The sequence below is a fragment of the Maribellus sp. CM-23 genome, assembly GCF_021354595.1.
Lineage (GTDB): Bacteria > Bacteroidota > Bacteroidia > Bacteroidales > Prolixibacteraceae > Draconibacterium.
The window spans coordinates 246,007-265,771 of sequence record NZ_JADWYJ010000003.1; the positions used below are offsets into that span (position 1 = coordinate 246,007).

15 protein-coding genes are annotated in these 19,765 nt (G+C 41.4%); all 15 read left to right on the forward strand.

What is annotated here, in order from left to right:
* Window positions 1-1,183 precede the first annotated feature (1,183 nt).
* The 15 genes from INQ51_RS12005 to INQ51_RS12075 all read left to right on the forward strand — a co-directional run bounded on the left by INQ51_RS12005 (window position 1,184) and on the right by INQ51_RS12075 (window position 19,462).
* Window positions 1,184-2,392 carry a hypothetical protein gene (locus tag INQ51_RS12005; RefSeq protein ID WP_233378209.1) on the forward strand — a complete coding sequence of 403 codons (1,209 nt, stop codon included), beginning with the start codon at window positions 1,184-1,186 and terminating at the stop codon, window positions 2,390-2,392.
* 74 nt (window positions 2,393-2,466) lie between these two features.
* Window positions 2,467-3,519: a hypothetical protein gene (locus INQ51_RS12010; protein ID WP_233378210.1), complete on the forward strand. Its 1,053-nt coding sequence runs from the start codon at window positions 2,467-2,469 to the stop codon at window positions 3,517-3,519.
* Window positions 3,520-3,700: 181 nt separating this feature from the next.
* Window positions 3,701-3,928: a hypothetical protein gene (locus INQ51_RS12015; protein WP_233378211.1), complete on the forward strand. Its 228-nt coding sequence runs from the start codon at window positions 3,701-3,703 to the stop codon at window positions 3,926-3,928.
* 105 nt (window positions 3,929-4,033) lie between these two features.
* Complete coding sequence (locus tag INQ51_RS12020) at window positions 4,034-5,068, forward strand: ADP-ribosylglycohydrolase family protein (RefSeq protein ID WP_233378212.1); 1,035 nt, start codon at window positions 4,034-4,036, stop codon at window positions 5,066-5,068.
* 1,142 nt (window positions 5,069-6,210) lie between these two features.
* Entirely contained in the window at window positions 6,211-7,173 is a 963-nt protein-coding gene (locus INQ51_RS12025) for a kelch repeat-containing protein (protein WP_233378213.1), read from the forward strand.
* A 177-nt stretch (window positions 7,174-7,350) separates the two neighbouring features.
* The gene (locus INQ51_RS12030) at window positions 7,351-8,376 is read left to right on the forward strand and encodes a sialidase family protein (protein ID WP_233378214.1); all 1,026 of its coding nucleotides are present in this window, start codon (window positions 7,351-7,353) and stop codon (window positions 8,374-8,376) included.
* Window positions 8,377-8,412: 36 nt separating this feature from the next.
* Window positions 8,413-11,202, forward strand: coding sequence for an FG-GAP repeat domain-containing protein (locus INQ51_RS12035; RefSeq protein ID WP_233378215.1), 2,790 nt, complete (start codon window positions 8,413-8,415; stop codon window positions 11,200-11,202).
* 25 nt (window positions 11,203-11,227) lie between these two features.
* Window positions 11,228-11,704, forward strand: a complete 477-nt coding sequence (locus INQ51_RS12040; RefSeq protein WP_233378216.1) for a hypothetical protein — start codon at window positions 11,228-11,230, stop codon at window positions 11,702-11,704.
* A gap of 19 nt (window positions 11,705-11,723) precedes the next feature.
* Window positions 11,724-12,161: a hypothetical protein gene (locus INQ51_RS12045; protein WP_233378217.1), complete on the forward strand. Its 438-nt coding sequence runs from the start codon at window positions 11,724-11,726 to the stop codon at window positions 12,159-12,161.
* Window positions 12,161-13,048 carry a dihydrodipicolinate synthase family protein gene (locus INQ51_RS12050; protein WP_233378218.1) on the forward strand — a complete coding sequence of 296 codons (888 nt, stop codon included), beginning with the start codon at window positions 12,161-12,163 and terminating at the stop codon, window positions 13,046-13,048. Before INQ51_RS12045 ends, INQ51_RS12050 begins: the two co-directional genes overlap by 1 nt.
* Window positions 13,049-13,190: 142 nt before the next feature.
* Window positions 13,191-14,483, forward strand: a complete 1,293-nt coding sequence (locus INQ51_RS12055) for an MFS transporter (protein ID WP_233378219.1) — start codon at window positions 13,191-13,193, stop codon at window positions 14,481-14,483.
* 103 nt (window positions 14,484-14,586) lie between these two features.
* Window positions 14,587-15,750 (forward strand): N-acetylglucosamine-6-phosphate deacetylase, encoded by a 1,164-nt coding sequence (locus INQ51_RS12060; protein WP_233378220.1) that lies wholly within the window; start codon window positions 14,587-14,589, stop codon window positions 15,748-15,750.
* A 32-nt stretch (window positions 15,751-15,782) separates the two neighbouring features.
* A complete protein-coding gene (locus tag INQ51_RS12065) occupies window positions 15,783-16,727 on the forward strand; it encodes a hypothetical protein (RefSeq protein ID WP_233378221.1) in 945 nt (314 codons plus the stop codon).
* A 32-nt stretch (window positions 16,728-16,759) separates the two neighbouring features.
* Window positions 16,760-18,097: a hypothetical protein gene (locus INQ51_RS12070; RefSeq protein WP_233378222.1), complete on the forward strand. Its 1,338-nt coding sequence runs from the start codon at window positions 16,760-16,762 to the stop codon at window positions 18,095-18,097.
* Window positions 18,098-19,462, forward strand: coding sequence for an FGGY-family carbohydrate kinase (locus INQ51_RS12075; protein WP_233378223.1), 1,365 nt, complete (start codon window positions 18,098-18,100; stop codon window positions 19,460-19,462).
* The last annotated feature ends 303 nt before the right edge of the window (window positions 19,463-19,765 follow it).

Sequence of the window (19,765 nt, forward strand, 5' to 3'; positions counted from 1 at the left end):
GGTCGATGTTGTGTTTTTTGGGCAAAGTTTATTGGATGTGTGTTGGTTTTTGTGTATTTGATATTGATGTTTTATTGTGTTGATATGACGGGTAGAATTTTTTTATTGACTTCGGGTTTCTACTTGACTGACAGTGTTGTGATTTGGTCTTGAGTTGAGTGGATAGTCTTTTTTTTGTGGGGTTGCTTTGGCTGGTTGTGTTGTCGGGAGAGGTGTGTGGATTTAGTTTGCGACTTGTTTGGATTTTTTGTTTGATAATGATCGAAAGTGTTTGATTCTTTAGTGTGGTTGTTTGCTGTAGTGAAAATTGAAAACAACGAGGTGTTAGTTATGAAGATTAGGAGTAGCAGTTTAAATAAAAATGGTGAGGTGGTTAGAGGAAAAACAAATGCTGTGTATTTGTCTTTTAAGGTAAGTTAGTTATTGTTTGTTGAATTTGTAGGAGTATACAAAATATTACGCAAACGTTTGTTTGAAATATTGAGTGTTTGTTGTATTTTCGGGGTGATTTGGAGCTTATTGTGAGGTATGTGTACTGTTGTGTCTTTGAGTGGAGTGTGTTTTGAAGAGAGTGAGGTCATGGGCTTGGTGGACAAGATTTGTTCAAACGTAAAGTGATTTAATATAATCTGTTAATGTTGTATAACTAATGTCTTGAAGAAAGACAGAGGAGGCTACGTGCGTGTTTTTGTGCACATATTTCTATGGTTTGTTTGCACCGAGTATATCGAACCCATTTAAGATACAAGATTTCAAATAGTAGCTAATGTGTCTTTTGTGTTGCAATAATCTGGGGTCAGGTAAAAATGATATTATACAATGTGGGCAAGACTGTAGGGTTGGTGTGTGTAGATGAAGAAGGGAAGGAAAAATAGAATTCCCGATGAAGGATTTGTGATTTGAAAGTCGTGATCGCTATCTGCGGCTGGGATTATGGTTGCTTTTGCAATCCGGTGATGAATATGAAAAATATAAACTGGTTTTTGGTTAAAATGCTGCAATTACGCGCATTTTTTCGAAGATGAGTTAATTGGTACAGGCGCTACCCAAAGTGGAGTTATAAAAAGGATGAACAGAGCAGACGATGTTAGCTAAAACAGTTTGTAGGTGAAATAGGGATGAATGGTTGCATGCAGTAGTTCGTAAGAAAGATCTTTATAATAAACCTTTATAATTAAGTAATATGAAACTAAGTCGTCGTAAGTTTTTTCAGAATGCTACAGCTGTAACAGGTGGAATTGTTTTATGTGGAGTTCACGGCAGTCATGGTGCTTCGGCAACTATGCCGGGAGTGATAAAAATTGAAAAACCGTTCCATGGTGCTGTTTTAAACGTTCGGCATGGTGAGCAAGTTGAGGGAGGGTTGAAGGTGAGTGTGCAGGGAGAGGCTCCTTTGGATAGTAAGGTTACGGTAAATGGAGTTGAGGCACGGCGCGAAAAAAATAAATTTATGGCCGATGTGATTCTGCGTAACACTGAATCTGAGATTACGGCTACTTCTGATGGATTGTATGGGAATAACAAACATACAGTAAAAGTGGTATGGGATAAAAATTCATTCCCCCGTTATGGGTTTGAAATAGATGATAACATATTCTTTTTTCGTGATATCGCTCAAAAAAGATATCGTTCACTGTTCGATAATTTTTACCTGGAAGGATTGCGGAAACTTCATCAGAAATATGGGACAAAAGTTCTGTTGAATATCTTTTATTCTGATGGTTTGGAATATGCAAAATCATCCGAGTTTACCCTGTCGCAGTTTTCCGATCGCTACAAAGGTGAATGGAGAGACAATGCCGATTGGCTCAAGCTTACTTTTCATGCCAGGGCCAATCTTCCTGATTATCCGTACAGGGATGCTCCGGTGCAGAAATTAGTTAGTGATTTGGATGAGGTGAGCGAACAGATTATCCGCTTTGCCGGTGAAGAAACCTATACTCCTCCCACTATTGTTCATTGGGGTATGATGTCGCCTCAGGCCTATGGGGCGATGGCTGAAAGAAACGTGAAAGTATTACGCGGTTATTTCTTTCAAAGAGAGAATGGGGAATGGGATGTCAATCACGAATTGGATGCAGTACGATCGGAATATCTCTCCCGCAATCATCAACTGAAAGATTTTGATAGTGGCATTGTGTTCTCTAAAATTCATTTAGTGGGTAATATCACTCCAATCGAAGAAATTATCCCTTCGCTTGAACCCTTGCTTGAACAGCCACATAGTGCTGAAGTTTTGGATTTGATGACCCATGAACAATATTTCTGGCCTTTTTATGCTAATTATATTCCTGATCATTTCGACAGGCTCGACAGGGCTATTGGATGGGCTACAGAGCACGGCTACAAACCTGTTTTTTGGAACGACGGATTTTTTGGGGCGCCGGCATAAAAACTTTTAAATTCACCTGCCTACATAAATAAATAACATAAAAACTGATTAATCACAAATAAAAACTAAATCAAATGTCAAATCGCAGAAATTTTATCAAGCAAATGGCTGCTGCAGGTGTTGCTAGCAGCTTACCATCTTTTCTTTTAGCGCAGCAAAACTCGCCCCAAGACAAAATATGGGCGAACCTGTTACATCTGAGTTATAACATGTGGGAAGACAATGTTTCGTTGAAATACAGGGATGAAAATTATAAGTGCACTACCTGTCAGGAAGCTCGGGAGTGGGCACATCCTTACAGGTCGTCCCTTACTTTTGATGATGCCGTATGGGATGCATTGTTAACTGAGATGGCGGCTGTTGGAATGAATATGGTTATCATAGATCTTGGAGATGCAGTTAAATATGAAAGCCATCCTGAAATTGCTGTAAAAAATGCCTGGACAACGGAAAAGCTAAGATCAGAACTGGTTAAAATAAGAAAGTTGGGTCTGGAGCCTATCCCGAAGCTTAATTTTGCAACTACTCACGATGTGTGGATGGGGGAATATTCTCGAATGGTCTCAACGAGTAAATATTATGAGGTATGCCGCAATCTTATCGGCGAGGTAATAGAGTTATTTGATTATCCTCGTTTCTTTCACTTGGGAATGGATGAGGAGACGCCTGATTACCAAGGAAGGTTCGATCATGTTACTGTACGTCAGAATGATCTTTGGTGGGGAGATCTCTATTTCTATTTAGGAGAAGTCGAGAAGAAGGGGGTGCGTTCGTGGATATGGTCGGATTATGCCTGGCATCATCCTGAACGCTTTTTTAAGAAAATGCCAAAATCCGTACTTCAGAGTAACTGGTATTACGGGGCAAGCTTGGAAGAGGAAAAAACGAAAAGTTATGTGAAGCTATACAATGATTTGGAAGCGCATGGTTATGATCAGGTACCGACAGGCAGTAATCATTACAATGATGAAAACATGGAAGCAACTGTGGATTATTGTAGAAAGGTGATAGATCCTTCCAGATTGTATGGTTTTATGACAGCTGCCTGGCGGCCTACGATGTCACCTTGTCTCGACAGGCATAAAGAAGCCATCGCTCAAATCGAGAGGGCAATGAAAAAGTTTTAATCGGCAATTGTTCTAAATCACTGGTGTCCGGGGAAGATCTTTTCAGACCCCATGTTTAGACTTCACCTCTCAGTTTTCTCCCGGGCATCAGTGATTGCTGGTAAGAAAAGAATGCTTTTTTGTCGTTGCAGATAAGATATTCTTTGCTTAAAAATAATAATATAAAAAATTCTGAAAAATAATGAAAGCAACTACTGTTCGTGTTATTGGCGTATTTCTTTTGATGGTTTTAACTTCCGGATATTTGTTTGCTCAGGAGGGTGACGAAAAAGTTCATTACCGCCAGATTTCAGTCGAAGATTATAAAGATAAGATAGAGGGAGCCTGGCTGGGGCAGGCCATTGCTGCCATGTGGGGCTTCCCCACCGAGAGCAAATGGCAGGGGGAGATTGTTCCTTTCGACCTGTAGGATTGGTACCGCCAAATAACGCCGGCTGAATCTGTTCCTGCGGGTGTTACGGAGCAGGAAAGAAGAAAAATACCGCCGTCGGCCATCTCCGAAAAAGCTGCATCGATGAAGGATCCTCGGGAGCGAAAAAAATTTCTGATGCAATACTTTAACAACAAAAACAATTACGAGAAATGGACGCCCAGGGAAATGGGGGATCAGGACGACATTTACATGGAGTTTATGTTTTTAAGTTCAATCACCAGGCATGGTCTTGATATAACATCGGCTCAGTTTGCCGAAGACTGGCTTAAATATTTAAACCCTAATCGCATATGGGGAGCCAACAAAGGAGCCTATAACAATTTCAGAAAAGGAATATGGCCTCCGGAATCGGGAAGTCCCCGCTTTAATGAATACTGGGATGGCATTGACTTTCAGATTGAATCTGATCTGTTTGGCCTTATAAGCCCGGGAATGCCGGTAATAAGCAATGCCTGGTGCGATAAGGTGGGCCATTTAATGAATTATGGCGATGGTGTTTATACGGGTATGGCCGTGGCTGCCATGTACACCGAAGCTTTTTTCGAAAGCAACCCGCGCAAACTGGCTGAATACAGCTTAAAAGCAATACCTGCCGAGAGTGGTTATGCAAAAATGGTTCGTGATGTGCTCTATTTTCATCAAATGTATCCCAACTGGCAGGATGCCTGGAAAGAACTGGAAAAAAAATGGGGAGTTAAAGACGGAAAACTTGTTTCGCCGATCGATGTAAAAATAAACGGAGCCTATATCTATATGGGGCTTTTGTATGGTGAAGGTGATTTCTGGAAGAGCATGAATATTTCGATGCGTTGTGGAAGGGATAGCGATTGTAATCCGTCGAATGCGGCAGGCATTATCGGAACCATTATCGGGATGAAGAACATTCCTCCGAAATGGGCTGTAGTCAGAAATTTACCCATCGAAAACAGGGCAATCAATGTTATCTACCCCAATCCTATCAAGTGGGATCAGATTTTGAACAGTACCGTTGAAGTGGGCAAATGGAACATCATACAAAATGGCGGATACCTGGAAAACGGCGTTTTTTACATTCCGTCTCAGTCTCCGGTACCAACACCGCTTGAGCGAAACATTTGGACAGGAAGCAGCAAGTAGAATTTTACACTAAACGAATTGTTTTTCAGGTAATCAATGTAGGTTGAAATCGTATTGCGATGGTAAGTATTTAATTATGTTGGGTAAGAATTTGCGGGCAGTTGTATTGTACTTCAAGTCGGGGTGTGTCTGCTCTTGAGTTTACAGGCGAAAGAGTAGTCCTGATATACAAGAAATGCTGTAATTTGAATTATTGTTTTAGTCGCTAAAGCAAAACTTGTTGCTCAGATATTTTCCTGGCGATAGCGAGAGTGTCATTGATATACAGATATGGACTGTAGTGCTTGCAAGCCGCTGATAGTTATTGTTGGAGGTAAAATATTATGTAAATGGGCATTCTCCAATCTTGAGACTGTTATCGGGAAGCAGTTGATGAATTACAATCAACTAGGAATGCGGTGAGGAACCTTTTTTTCTTCTGTTTATGTCATGAAACTTGCAGTAATAAAGTGGGAAACAATTAGCAGTGATCTATTTCCATTTTATGAAGAATAGTTATAGTGCCATTGAGGTTGACGGGACATGTTTGACTTCACTTTTTGAAATGTTATTCCTGTCTCAGTTGTAAGCTCGGTAATATCTGCTATGATAGTTCGTCTTGGCTGGTAAGACTTGTTTGTTCTGCTACTAAAATCGCCGTCCTTGAAAGGGTAATGATTTTCGGAAAGTGATTCTTGGGGCTTTAAATGTGGTAATCTTATGATTGTCTGTATCTTTTTTTGATTCGAAAATGTTCGCTGGTTATTGGCCTGTTATTGAGCGTGTTGTTTGTGTCTCTCTAGTCTGTTGTTGATTGTTTTTGTGGTCGAAACGTATCATATTTTTAATGCTGCCTGTTTGTTTGTGTTTGTTTATGATTATATTTGTTTGCTATAATCAAAATTGAAGACAGAGAAGAATTGTTTATTTCCTGAGTGTTGTAGCAAACGGAGGGGAAAGAATTTATTACAGAACAGGTGGATTGAGAGTTCTTGTAGGGGAGATTGCATCAATTGTTTAGTCAATATTAAAAGAAAAATTTGTCTGAATATTATAGGATGTTTTCTGGTAGTGGGGGCGAGACTTTAATAGTATTTCTGGAAGTTTGACAAGAGAAAAGGGATTTTCAAAATTCAGTCGTGTTAAGAGCAAAATTAAATAACATGGAATTAGTGGGCGGAAATCATAAGGATTCAAAAAATCAGTTTCAAATTATTGTTGCAGAAGGAGTATCTCTTCCGGTTGAATATGTCCGGGCCGGACATGTTGGAGGTGTGCTTAACGGTGATGTGTTTATTGCGGGTGGAACCAACTGGAGTAATGATAAAACTACCAAACACTGGTTGAAGAGCATGATTGTGCATAAGGATAGAAAATGGATCGAAGGACCTGATTTGCCAAAGGCATTGGCCTATGCGATGTACGGCCATGATGCTACTGGATTTTATTTGGCAGGCGGGACGAGTGACGGGAGCTATGGGGAAAAGGAAGTTTATTGGTTGAGCTCTCTGGGTATGGAAGGTGCATGGAAGTCGTTGCCGCATTTACCGGAAGGTGTGATGTATGGTGCTGGGGTGATCTTTGATAATAAGTTTTATGTCGCCTGTGGTTCTACAGGAAATCAGTCTGTAAACAACATGTGGTGCCTGGATCTTAATCATAATGATCGAGGATGGAAAGAATGTAACTCTGTTCCAGGCGTCGGAAGGATATTGCCTGCTTTGGTTGCCTGTGGAAAATATTTGTATTTGATTGGGGGACTTGGGGGAAGTTCTCCGGCGACTCCTCTTAATGATTTATATCGCTACTGTGCGGATGAGGACAAATGGGAGAGATTGCCCGATTTGCCTTTAGAGGGGTATGCCTGGGCGAGTAAGCAAATAGATGATGATCGTATTCTATTAACGGGAAGAGCAGATGGAACTATACATGATGGCATTTGGATTGTCAATCTGAAAGATTCTTCTGTGACGAAAACGGGGCGTTTGCTTAGCCCTTCGACTACTGCTCCACTAATAAAAGTTGCAGATACAATTTTTTGGATGATTGGAGGAGAGCCCGACTCAAATAAAAACCGAACAGAAAAGATTTCAGTTATTGAGGTAAAATCAATAAAGGAAGTATAGTGAGTTGCTGGTATAAAGAGTTTGTACGAATAGTAAAAGTGGACAATTATGAAAAGCAGCAGTATCTTGAGATTTGATCTGTCGAGAAATACATTGTTTATTATTTCTGCGCTTTTGTTTGTGCTAGCTTGCTCTAATGAAGTAAAAAAAGTTACAGACATCCCGGAACCAAAGACGGTGCTGAAATTATCGCCTTCTGAAAACAACCCCCGTAACAGCGAAGGCGATTTTGTAACTCTAAAAGACGGACGAATTCTATATGTATATAGCCGGTACACCGGAGATTCTTCAAGTGACGATGCCCCTGCATTTTTAGCCGGACGATATTCAGTTGATGGAGGTAAAACATGGACCAGTGAGGATAAAATGATTATTCCTAATGAAGGCGAAATGAATGTAATGTCGGTTTCGCTGTTGCGCTTACAAAACGGAGAAATTGCACTGTTTTACCTTCGGAAGAATTCAGCTGAAGATTGCATTCCGATGATGCGTATCTCCAGGGATGAGGCAAAAACCTGGAGCGAGCCTGTTCCCTGTATTGCCGACAGGAAAGGTTATTTCGTACTAAATAACGACCGTGTTATTCAGCTTAAAGATGGGAGATTAATTATGCCTGTGGCTTTGCACAATACGCCTGAAGGGAAGTGGAATAGTCAAGGCGATTTATTCAGCTATTATTCTGACGATAATGGCATCTCATGGTATTCCAGCACAAAAGTGCCAAATGCCACCGACATCATCACGCAGGAGCCTGGGCTGATTGAATTAAAAGACGGGCGGCTAATGATGTACATCCGGGCAACCGGTGGATTTCAGCAATTGTCTTTTTCTTCCGATAGAGGAGAAACCTGGAGTCATATTGAAACAAGCAATATTCCTTCACCTTTGTCTCCTGCTACTATCGAAAGAATACCTGCGACGGGGGATTTGTTGCTAGTGTGGAATAATAACGGTGGTTCGAATCCGGAAATAAAAGGACAAAGAACCCCGCTGACAACAGCAATCTCGAAAGACGAGGGAAAAACATGGGATTATATTAAAAATATTGATACCGATCCGGATGGTTGGTACTGTTATACTACTATTCATTTTGTGGATGACCAACATATTTTATTGAGCAATTGTGCCGGAAGCAGTTCTCAGGGAACAGGATTGTCAGTGACAGAGCTTACGCTCATGGATAAGTTGTGGTTATATAATTGAATGTTGAATGCGTAAAATATTTAAACATATAAAGCGATGACAATTAGAGTGATATGTTTTTCTTTCATGCTGATTATGCTAAGTCCTTATGGGATGGCACAGGAGTGGATTGAAGATTCGTTTGAGGATTTTGCTGATGGAAAATTAGATGCTTCAGGAAATAATATATATGTCAGTTTTGATGGCAAAGTAAGAACGATTCATCGGTTTGACTACAATGATGATGGATTTATAGATTTGCTTTTTTGCAATACGCATGACCAGGTGGATAATCTGCCGTCAACGCTGGCTGATGTTATGCCCGACCGGACAGTGGTCGAATCAGATATTGCTTATCCTGGCACTCTGCAAGTGAGGTCGAGCGACTTGAATAAAGATGGTTATGTTGACCTGGTTTTTGTTCCGAATTTTAACGGTATTCAAGGGACGCGTAATTTCGTTTCAATTATATACGGGGGGAAAGATGGCTGGCCGGTTACCCGTACAACAGGCCATTTACCTGGAAATCTGATCAACGAACTTGCGATTGCCGATTTAAACGGTGATCAATGGCCCGATATTGTGACATTGAACAGTGCGGCCTGGATTGTTGGTCAGCCTTCAGGTAGAATCGTCAGGATTTATTGGGGCAGTGAACGAGGTTTCGTCAATAAACGGTTTCGTGATTTGGGAATTGCTTCAGCTAAAAGTATAGCTTCCGGCGATTATGACGGGAATGGAAGAGATGATGTCGCAGTATTGGGAGCGGATTCTACCATTACAATTCTATGGGGTTCATCTCTCAAAACAGATAAGGATAGTATCGAAACCTCAAGCTTGTCTTGTCCTGTTGGGAAAGATGGGTTAACCATTGTTGCGGGGGATGTTAATAACGACAATAATGCCGATTTGGTTGTGGGAACAAGTCGCGATTCAATCTACATAGTTCCTTCATCGGACAACCGTTCATGGGGGCAAATTCAGGAAGTAAACGCAGTTAAAGCATCGAATATAGCGATTGCGGATGTCGATGCTGACGGGCAAAATGATATTGTTTTAAGTTACTTCGAGCAACGGATTGGTCCTGCCGGTGAATATGGTGGCGCCGGTGAATCATCAGGGAAAGCCGCTCATATATTATGGGGGCAAAAGAAGGGATTTTCGGCTGATGATATGACTACCCTACCAGCGGAATATATTAGCGCGACGGCAGTCGGCGATTACGACGGTGACGGAAAACGCGATATTGCAATTGCGATCAACAGGGATCGCTTGACTTTTATTACCAACTCGGTCATCTACTACGGAAAAGGTGGACGAGAATTTGAAAAAGGAGCGAATGATATAAGTACGAGCGGAGCGATGTATGCCTATGCTATTTCTGATCAAAAAAACAACAAGGATTTGATCGTTTTTTGCAATAGCAAAGAAGGTACTGTTCGTGAAGCTGTCCCTGCATCCATCTATTGGGGCGGTACTGACGGGTTCAGCGCACAAAAGCGAACTGAAATTTTCATGAGTAGTTCTTACGAATCAACTGTTGCTGATTTTAATGCTGATGGTTTTACCGATATGATCATCCTTGGAGCGAAGCATCATGGACACAAGGACGACCCATGGGGAGGTGCCAACATTTTCTGGGGAAGTTCAAAGGGAATGGATTTTAGCAAGGAAGGACGCTCCATTTTGTCTGAAGACTTTATCGCCTCCAGCAATACCGCTGATCTCAACAAAGACGGTTATCTCGACCTGGTGCTCGGTGCATTTAACATGGGAGGTCTTAAAACCACCGTGATCATTTATTATGGAGGTAAAGATGGATACACCCGTGAAAATCGGGTCGAAATTCCATGTCCTGGCAGATCGACTGGTATTCAGTTGGCCGATTACAATAACGATGAATGGCTGGATATCGCTGTGAATGTTTATGGCGAGTCTATGGTGCGTATTTTCTACGGAAGAAAATCGGGATTTGATTTTGAAAGCCGGAAGGAAATAGATGTGCCGAGCCCGATCGATTTAAATACGGCAGACCTTAATAGCGACGGATGGTTAGACCTGGTTGCATGTTCGTATAGTGATGTTGCAAACAACAATCATTTCGACATGGGGACTTATATTTTCTGGGGAAACAGTGCCGGATTCAATCATGCAAATGCACAATGGTTGCCGGGCTTTGCCGGCCTGGGGCCTGTTATTGCTGATTTCGACGATGATAATTATCTCGATATTTTCCTTCCCCATTACCACGGGGAGCTTGTTCGGGATAACCTGCCTTGCTATCTGTACTGGGGAAGTAGCACTGGTTATAATGAAACCAACCGGTCAGTCTTGTTCAATAATTCTGCAGCACAAGGGATGGCTGCCGACTACAACAACGACGGGAAAATCGACATCGCTGTGGCAAACCACACGGCACTCGGGAGTCATAATGCCAGCTCGAAAGTTTTTTACAATGATGGAAACCGGTTTAAAAATTCCATTGTTACCGAGTTGCCCACCAGTGGCCCTCACTGGTCGCAAAATACCGATATGGGAAATTTGTACAACCGGAAATGGTCACAAACATATGAATCATCAGTTTTTCAGTGGAATAAAAGCAGAAGCTCCGGTATTTTGAGCCGTATCGCAGACATCACGAAAGGGACAAAACTGAGTTTTGAGGTCCGTTCTGCAGCCAACAAAAAAGAGCTCGCCGGGAAAGACTGGACGAGAGTGGCAGACTCGGGACAATTTACGGTAAATCCCGATCATCGGTTTATGCAGTACAGAGCTGTGTTTATCTCCGACAATGGAGATAGGTATCCCATGTTAGATAAAGTTGCTATCAGCTTAGAACGAAAATAATTATTCAGAATAATATTACAGAACTATGAGTCAGGAATCACCATCAAGAAAAATGATGACGCGCAAAGCCTCCGACAACAAATACTTACACAAGGATTTCCATTTATCAATGAATATTTTATTGAAATACATTTACGAAAACTATGGAACAGACCAAATGATAAGGTATTTGAAACAGTATACCGAAGCTTATCTTGGATCATTGAACAAAAAAATGAAAACAGGCGATATAAATTCGCTTGCAGAGTATCTCACCGATATTTACCAAAAAGAGGATTGGCCTGTCGATATCCATGTTACCGGGGAGAAAATTATAATCGAACAGAAGACATGTCCAGGTATCTCTCAAATAAAGGCCAAGGGTGAAACGCCATGTCCGCATTACATTGAAACCTACAATACGGTTTACAACACTTTGTGTCAAAATACACCATTTGTCTATAAAATAGAGTTTTTTGATGAGGAGACGGGTGCCTGTAAACAAATATTTGAACGCAAGTGAAAATTTAAAAAGAACGAAAATGATTTCTTGTACAGAGTTTATCCCGGCATATAGTGAAGGTTTTAAGTTTATCGAGTCGATGGGGGGACGTGATGAGCTGGAAAAATTTTGGAGCGAATTATCCAATTCATATTTAAAAAATTCACTTCAAAAGCTATTAAATGATGAAGGATTAGCGGGTTGCTATACCTATTGGTCGCATTCATTAAACGAAGAAGCTGCAGATTTTACGATGATTCTAGATGAAGAGCGGGGCGAATTTAGTATCGAAATGCACAAATGCCCTTCTAAAGGAATGCTTTTACAGATGAAACATATGAATCCACATCATGCTTACTGTGATCATTGTCCGGCTTTGTACAAACCTATTATTGAAAAACAGGGGCTCACGTATGATCATGAGATTGATGGAGATAACGCAAGTTGTAAAATAGTTATTAAAAAATTAGAAAAATAATGATTCAAGAGATGAAAGATGGATTTTATCCCGCACTGGGAACTCCTACAGATGAAAATAGCAAACTAGTTAAAGATAGTTTCAGTAAACAGATTGAAATGATGATTGATGCAGACGCCAAGGGAGTACTCTGCATGGGGTCGATGGGAAAAATGATCAGCATCCGGGATTGTGAATATCCGGCAATTGCCAAACAATGCGTTGATATTGTCTCGAAGCGGGTTCCGGTAATGATGGGCGTAATGGATTGTTCGGTTGACCGGATCATTGACCGGATCGATGCATTGGACAACTGTGTGGTTGACGGAGTTGTTGCCACGGTACCGTATTACTTTAAACTCAATATGAACGAAATCATCAATTTCTTTCGCTTGCTAGCAAAACGATCCAAATACCCGGTGTACATTTATGATCTTCCTTCGGTTACGCAGGCCCCGGTTTCCTTTGTCATGATGCAAGAATTAATCAAAGAGCCCAATATTATTGGAATAAAAACAGCCAATATGAATTTGATTCTTGAGATGAAACGCAACAACTGCCAGAGAGAAGGTTTCTCTGTATTATACAGTGGTTTGGATTTGTTTGACGTTGCTCTGAATTCGGGCATCAAGAAGAACCTTGACGGCATGTTTACGTGTACGCCTGTGAATTCTAAAAAAATGTATGAAAACATGGGGACAGGTACTTTCGACACACACGCAAAGTATTTGAATAACATCATTAAACTGAGAAATATACTAGTGAAAGGAAATATCTTTTCTGCCTATTCTTACGCAATGGGTCTATTGGGATGCCCCGGAAACTATCAGTCTGATTATGATGTGCCGATTTCAGAGGGGCTGAAAGAAGAAATTTGTCAGTTCATGAAAGAAATGGGCGAATTATAATTCGCTAAAACAATGTACATACCGACAACGGCTTTAGTTTGAATTCTGTAAGAATTATAATATAGAATGAATGACACTCCGAAACACTACAGGATGATCCCTGCAATGTTCTTCTTCTCCTGCAAATTCACTGCTGAGAAGAGTGGAACTCATTCATTTCATTCAAAAATTTTTATATCAAAAAATGTCTGATTCGAAATCAAAATTACCTAAAGGGGCATGGCGCATCCTGGTGTTATTATTCATTGTTGGCGCCTTAAACTACCTTGACCGGACGACCATAACCACCATGCGTTTCTCAATCGTGGAGTCGATACCAATGACCGATGCCCAATTCGGGCTTCTGAGCTCTGTATTCTTATGGGTTTACGGGCTTTTGAGTCCTTTTGCAGGATTTCTTGCCGATCGTTTTAGCCGAAGCAAGGTCATTATCTTCAGTTTGTTCGTCTGGTCTTTGGTAACCTGGTTAACTGGCTATGCTAGAACATATGAAGAACTTCTTGCAACCAGAGCATTAATGGGAATAAGCGAAGCTTGTTATATTCCGGCTGCACTTTCTCTAATTGTCGACTATCACAGAGACTCGACTCGCTCATTGGCAACAGGGATTCACATGACAGGTGTAATGGTCGGACAAAGCCTGGGATTCATTGGGGGTTGGATTGCAGAAGTGCATTCATGGAACTTTGTATTTATCATTTTCGGGGTTATTGGGATCTCCTATTCAGTCATTTTGCTGTTCTTTTTAAAAGATGCCCCAGATCAGGATGGTAAAGACGATGCGATAAAAATGAATAAAAGCGATGTGCGTATCTGGAATGCGTTCAAATATTTGTTTGCCCAACGGTCTTTTATTCTTTTACTGGTTTTTCTTGGAATTGCAGGATTTGTAACGTGGATTGTAGTGGCATGGTTGCCGACTTATTATAAAGAATTTTTTAACCTGTCGCAGACCAAAGCGGGATTTTATGCTACCGCCTACTTATATCCTGCATCAATCGTCGGCTTATTGCTGGGAGGTTTCTGGACCGACTGCTGGAGCTCAAAAAACAAATATGCCCGTTTTCTTGTACCTGCAATCGGTCTTTGCATCGCAGCCCCCTGTATTTTCATTGGAAGTTATACCACGGTGTTTGCTCTAACCATCGTCTTCTTTATGGGATATGGCCTAACAAAAATGTTTGTTGACTCGAATCTCATGCCTATGTTGTGCCTGATTATTGATAGCCGATATCGTGCAACCGGTTATGGAATTTTAAATATGTTCGCAACGATTGTCGGAGGTATTGGTATATACCTGGCAGGCGCTCTTCGTGATTCGCAGATTAATCTCCGAGTCGTGTATCAATTTGCATCATTAAGCCTGATTGTTTGCGTCGTCCTGTTGTGGATGATGAAAAGAAATTTATCAGCTAAAGAAAAAAATGCGTTGTAAATTGCGCATACACTATTAATTAGGCAACATAGAGATTGATAACCATTTCATCAAAATAATGCAGCCTTAGAATTTTTGGACAACAGAACAAAAACAAGCACAAATGATAGAAAAGCAGAGGATTACATTAAAAGGACAACTGGTTACTGAAAAAGGTGTCCTCGAAGGAGCAATCCGGATTGAAGATGGAAAGATCACTGCAATGGGTGATGTGCAACCGAATGGAGCAATAGTAGATTTCACTGATTACTATATTGTTCCTGGTTTTATCGATCTACATATGCATGGCATCCAGTACGCTTTGGTTGATAATGGACCGGACGACCTGCTGGAAATATGCCGAAGTTTACCACAATACGGAGTAACGGGCTTTTTGCCTACCGTTACCCCCCGGCAGAAAGGAGAAGATGCGACATTTTTATCCGAGCTTTCCGCGACAAAACGGGAAGGTGCTGAAATTCTTGGGTTCCACCTGGAAGGGCCATTTTTGAAGCTAACAGGCTCACTATCTTCGGAAGCCATATCGCTATCAGACACAGCAAGGGTTGAATCACTCATTCAGGCTGCAAAACCTTATCGCGCTATTTTTAGTGTATCCCCTGATGTTGAAGGCATTGACAAATTATTGCCTTTGATGACCCGGGGTAACACCCCTGCTTTTATGACACACACTGCTGCTACGGTAAAAGAAACCCAGGCTGCTATTGAGTTGGGTGTGTGCCATGCCACACATTTTTATGATGTTTTTCCTTGTCCCGCAGTAATCGAACCCGGGGTGCGGCCCTGTGGGGCGGTAGAGGCTGTTTTGGCTGATAGAAGGGTTAGTGTTGATTTTATTCTTGATGGAGTGCATGTGGACCCGATAGCCGTGAAAATGGCGTTGGCCTGCAAATCAGAAGGTCCGGGCAGAGTGTGTCTGATTACCGATTCAAACGTAGGAGCTGGGCTTGAACCGGGGCGTTTTACCTTTGGGAACAGCGGAGAAATTGAATTTGCATACAAAGGGGCACCGGCAAGATTGGTGAAAGAAAATGTTTTGGCAGGAAGCGGTCTAACCATGGATCAAGCAGTAAGAAATGCGGTTGCTTGGCTGGATATTGATTTGGCCGAAGCAGTAAAAATGGCCAGCACTTATCCGGCAGAGACTATCGGGTTGGGGTACAGAAAGGGAAAATTAATGACTGGTTACGATGCCGATTTTGTCATCCTGGATAAACAGCTAAACGTGATACAAACCTGGATTGCCGGGAAACAATATTTCAAATAATAACAGGTCGAATCTTTATTAAATGTAAAAAGATGAAGAACGAAAAAAAAGCATTTGAATTCAGCCCTTCGCCATGGGTTCCTTTCAGAGACAAAAAGGAAATTGAACGGGCTCTGAAAATAAAAAGAGAAGATATTGAGAAACATGATAATCCAGAGTTTAAAATTCGTGTCGTTCCTGATAGTGATGCGGAATTTATATGGGTTACAGATATGTTTAACAGAATCAGGCATTCTGCTGAAACCGGTGAAAAGTTAGTTATGATTTTGCCGAATCCTGCTCCTTCTTATCGTCATTTGGCTCGCTTAATCAACGCCTGTAATGTTGATTGTAAAAACGTTTATGCTTTTGCCATGGATGAATATGCCGACGAAAACGGGAATATTGCCCCGGAGAACTGGGAGTTTGGGTTTACACACGCCATGATGAAATATTTCTATTATGAGATAGATGAAAAGTTAAGGCCACCCAAAAATCAGCTTGTCAGCTTTACCAATAAAAATATAAACGTCTACAGTCAAATGATTGAAGATGCCGGTGGGGCAGATATTTGTTACAGCGGTCCGGGCTGGACGGGCCACCTGGCCTTTATTGAACCTGATGCTCCTGAATTCCAAGCGCCGCTGGAGGAATGGAAGCAATTGGGGGCGAGGATTTGTTCCTTGAGTCCGTTTACCCTTGCACAAAATTCGCTTCATGGAAGTTTTGGGAAAAGCGGAAACCTGGCTGCAGTGCCTCCAAAGGCGGCAACCATTGGGCCACGCGATGTAATTAACTCGAAGCATCGGTTCGATATGCACGCCATCACGGTTCACGGAACCAGCACGGCATGGCAACGTTCTGTTTCGCGGCTTGTACTACATGGTCCGGTAACCCCGTTGGTACCGGAATCAATTCTTCAAACATTAAGAACCGATGTATTTGTTTCTGAAACCATTGCCCAAAATATTGAGGTTGACTGGAATAAAGGGTATTGAAAATTTCAGTTCAACAGAATAAACTAAAAGAAATGAATCAGACCATAAAAATTAATGATGGACTATTAGCGGGGGCAGCTGTTATGGATATTACCCCACAAGACTCGCAGTTCCTTTTTGGATATCCTTTTGTTGAACGAATAAGTGAAGGTGTACACGATCCTTTGTTGTGTTCTGCAATGTATCTGGAGAATAAGGGTGAACAGGCAATGCTTGTATCAAACGATGTGATATATGTGAGTAAGGCTTCGGTAGCGCGTATCCGAAGAGAGATTTCAGAAAAGACAGGCATTCCAGGAATTAGTATAATGATAAGTGCAACCCACACCCATTCGGGGCCGGTTACTGTTGATTGCTTAAATAGTTCTAATGATCCGGTTGTTCCGAAAGCTGATACTGAATATGTGTGCTATATGGAGAATAAGATTATTCAGACTGCCTGCTCTGCCTTTTATAATGCTGAACCCGCCAAAGCCGGATTCTTGTTGGCTGACAGTACAGGGATAGGCACCAACCGGCATGATCCTTCGGGACCGGTAGACCTGAATATTCCTGTGATGTTGGTGAAAAATGAGAATAACGAATACATTGCGGGTATGTTGGTTTGCAACATGCATCCGACCATATTGCACGAAGACTCAAAACTGTACAGTGGTGATTATCCTGCCTTTACCAGGGAGGTATTACAAGAAAAATATTTGAGAAACGAATGTCCGGTATTGTATTTTACCGGAGCTGCCGGCGATCAGAGCCCGAGGCATGTAACAAAGGAAAATACTTTTGAAGAAGCCCGCCGAATCGGTAGAATTCTTGCTGATGCTATCGGGGCAAAGATGGAGGAAGGAGTTGAGTTTTCATCCGACGTTCCTGTGAAATGCCTACAGAAGTCTGTTGATTTACCTAGGCGTCGGTTTCCGAAAGTGGAATGGGCGGAGTCGCATCAGCAAAAATCACGGGAACGATTTGATTTTTTGAAAAAGACTTCGGATAATGTGCAGGAGATACGTACGGCAGAAGTCGACTGGTTTGGCGCAGAAGAATTATTGCATCTTTCTAGGCTAAATGCAAAAGGGGAACTTGAGGAGGTTTATAAAACTTGTCTGCCTGCAGAAATTCAGGTGATTAATATAGGCCCATGGAATTTTGCTGCCTGGCCGGGCGAGATATTTATCGAATATGCTTTCGCGTTAAAAACGAAATCAGAAAATACTTTCCTGATTACCCTGTCCAATGGTGAATTGCAGGGGTATATTGCCACAGAAGAGGCGGAAATCAAAGGGTTTTATGAAGCATCGAATTCAATTTTCCATTATGCTTCGGGAAAGATTTTGGTAGATGAGACAGTAAGATTAATCAACACAAAAGCGTAAATGAGTTTTTTCCTAGGGATAGATTTAGGCACCAGCTATTTTAAGGCAGGTATTTTTGATGAGGATGGCCGGCTAAAAGGTTTGGGCCGCCGGTTTGTCAAAAAAGAAACAGGAGATGGAACTGTTTGCGAATTACCTGTTGCTGTTTTTTGGGAGACTTTACGCATTTGTATAGAAGAGGCAGTAAAGGAAGCCGGAGTCATTCCGGAAGCCATAAGTGCTCTTTCTTATTCATCGCAGGGCAATAGTTTTATTTTGCTGGATGAAAAAGAGAAGCCGTTAACTCCGTTGATTTTGTGGCCTGATAGGAGAGCGCAAAATACTTTCCCATCAGGTTTAGAATTTTTAAAAGAAAAAAATTTTAGAGAAAAAACGGGACTGGGAATAGAGTTTAATTATGAGTTTGCTATTGCCAAAATAAAATGGTTCCAGCAAGAACGGCCGGAATTTTGGAAGCAGGCGAAAAATGTACTTACCATATCTGATTTTCTGACTTTCAGCTTAACAGGAGAAAAAGTTGCAGATCTGAGTACTGCTTCAATGACAGGTTTGCTTGATGTTACCGAATGCCGGTGGTGGAATAAGTCGTTGGATATGCTTTCTTTGAGTGAGGATTTATTACCGGCACTTCAACGAACCGGTAGTTTTGTTGGAGGGCTGACTGCATCGGGGGCTGGGCTCACCGGACTTGCCAAAGGTATCCCTTTTTATCTCGGGGGGCTTGATCATCATTGTGCCGCCATTGGCAGCGGAATTATTCAAAACAATAATATCTGCGAATCCACAGGAACTGTATTGGCTTGTGTTGGCTATTCTGGTAAATATTCTGCTGATGTTGGCTGCTGTTCTGCTCCGGGAATAACTGCAGACCATTATTTTAGGATGGCTTTTGATGATAACGGTGCACTTGCTTTGGAGTGGTATCAAAAAAACTTTGCCTCTGAGTTTACAATTCCTGAGCTGTTAGATATGGCAAAGAATATAAGTAGTGGGAGTGAAGGATTGGTTGCCAGACCATGTGCAAATATATACCCAGGGTTAACCGGCTTTAAAAATGTCCGGTCATTTCATAAGCATGGTCATTTTGTGAGAGCCATCCTTGAATCTACATCGGAAAGTTTGAATAGGTTAATCCGGATTCTGGACAAGAACTTTTCAGGAAAGGTAATTTCCACTGGTGGCGGTGCACAAAGTAGCCTTTGGATTACCATCAAAAGAGATAGGCATAATGCCGGTTTTTATACGCCTGAGTGTAGTGAAACCGCATGCTTGGGAGCTGCTTTAATTGGAGCCTCGGGATTGAATAAAACTGTTGATTGGAGTAAAGTTGTGTCTACCTGGGTTAGGTATAATGAAAACGACTAGGTTTATTTGTGAGTTTTATAACGTTTATTTGAACGGTTGACTGAGGTCGTGAAATAAAGCTTGTTAATGAAATCAATGCTAACAGCAAAATACAATTAGTTTTCAACGGGTGTTTGGTAATTGTTGAAGATGTGTACGTTAAGGTCTGGTGAGGAGAGATAATAAGTTAATCATATTAACAATGTTAAATTGTTATTTTTTTTAAGATAGAAGTAGTATTACAAAAGGAATATTACTGAAAATTAAAAATAAATGATTAAATTTGTTTGTAAATGATTGATTTGATCATTTTTTGAATGTCGA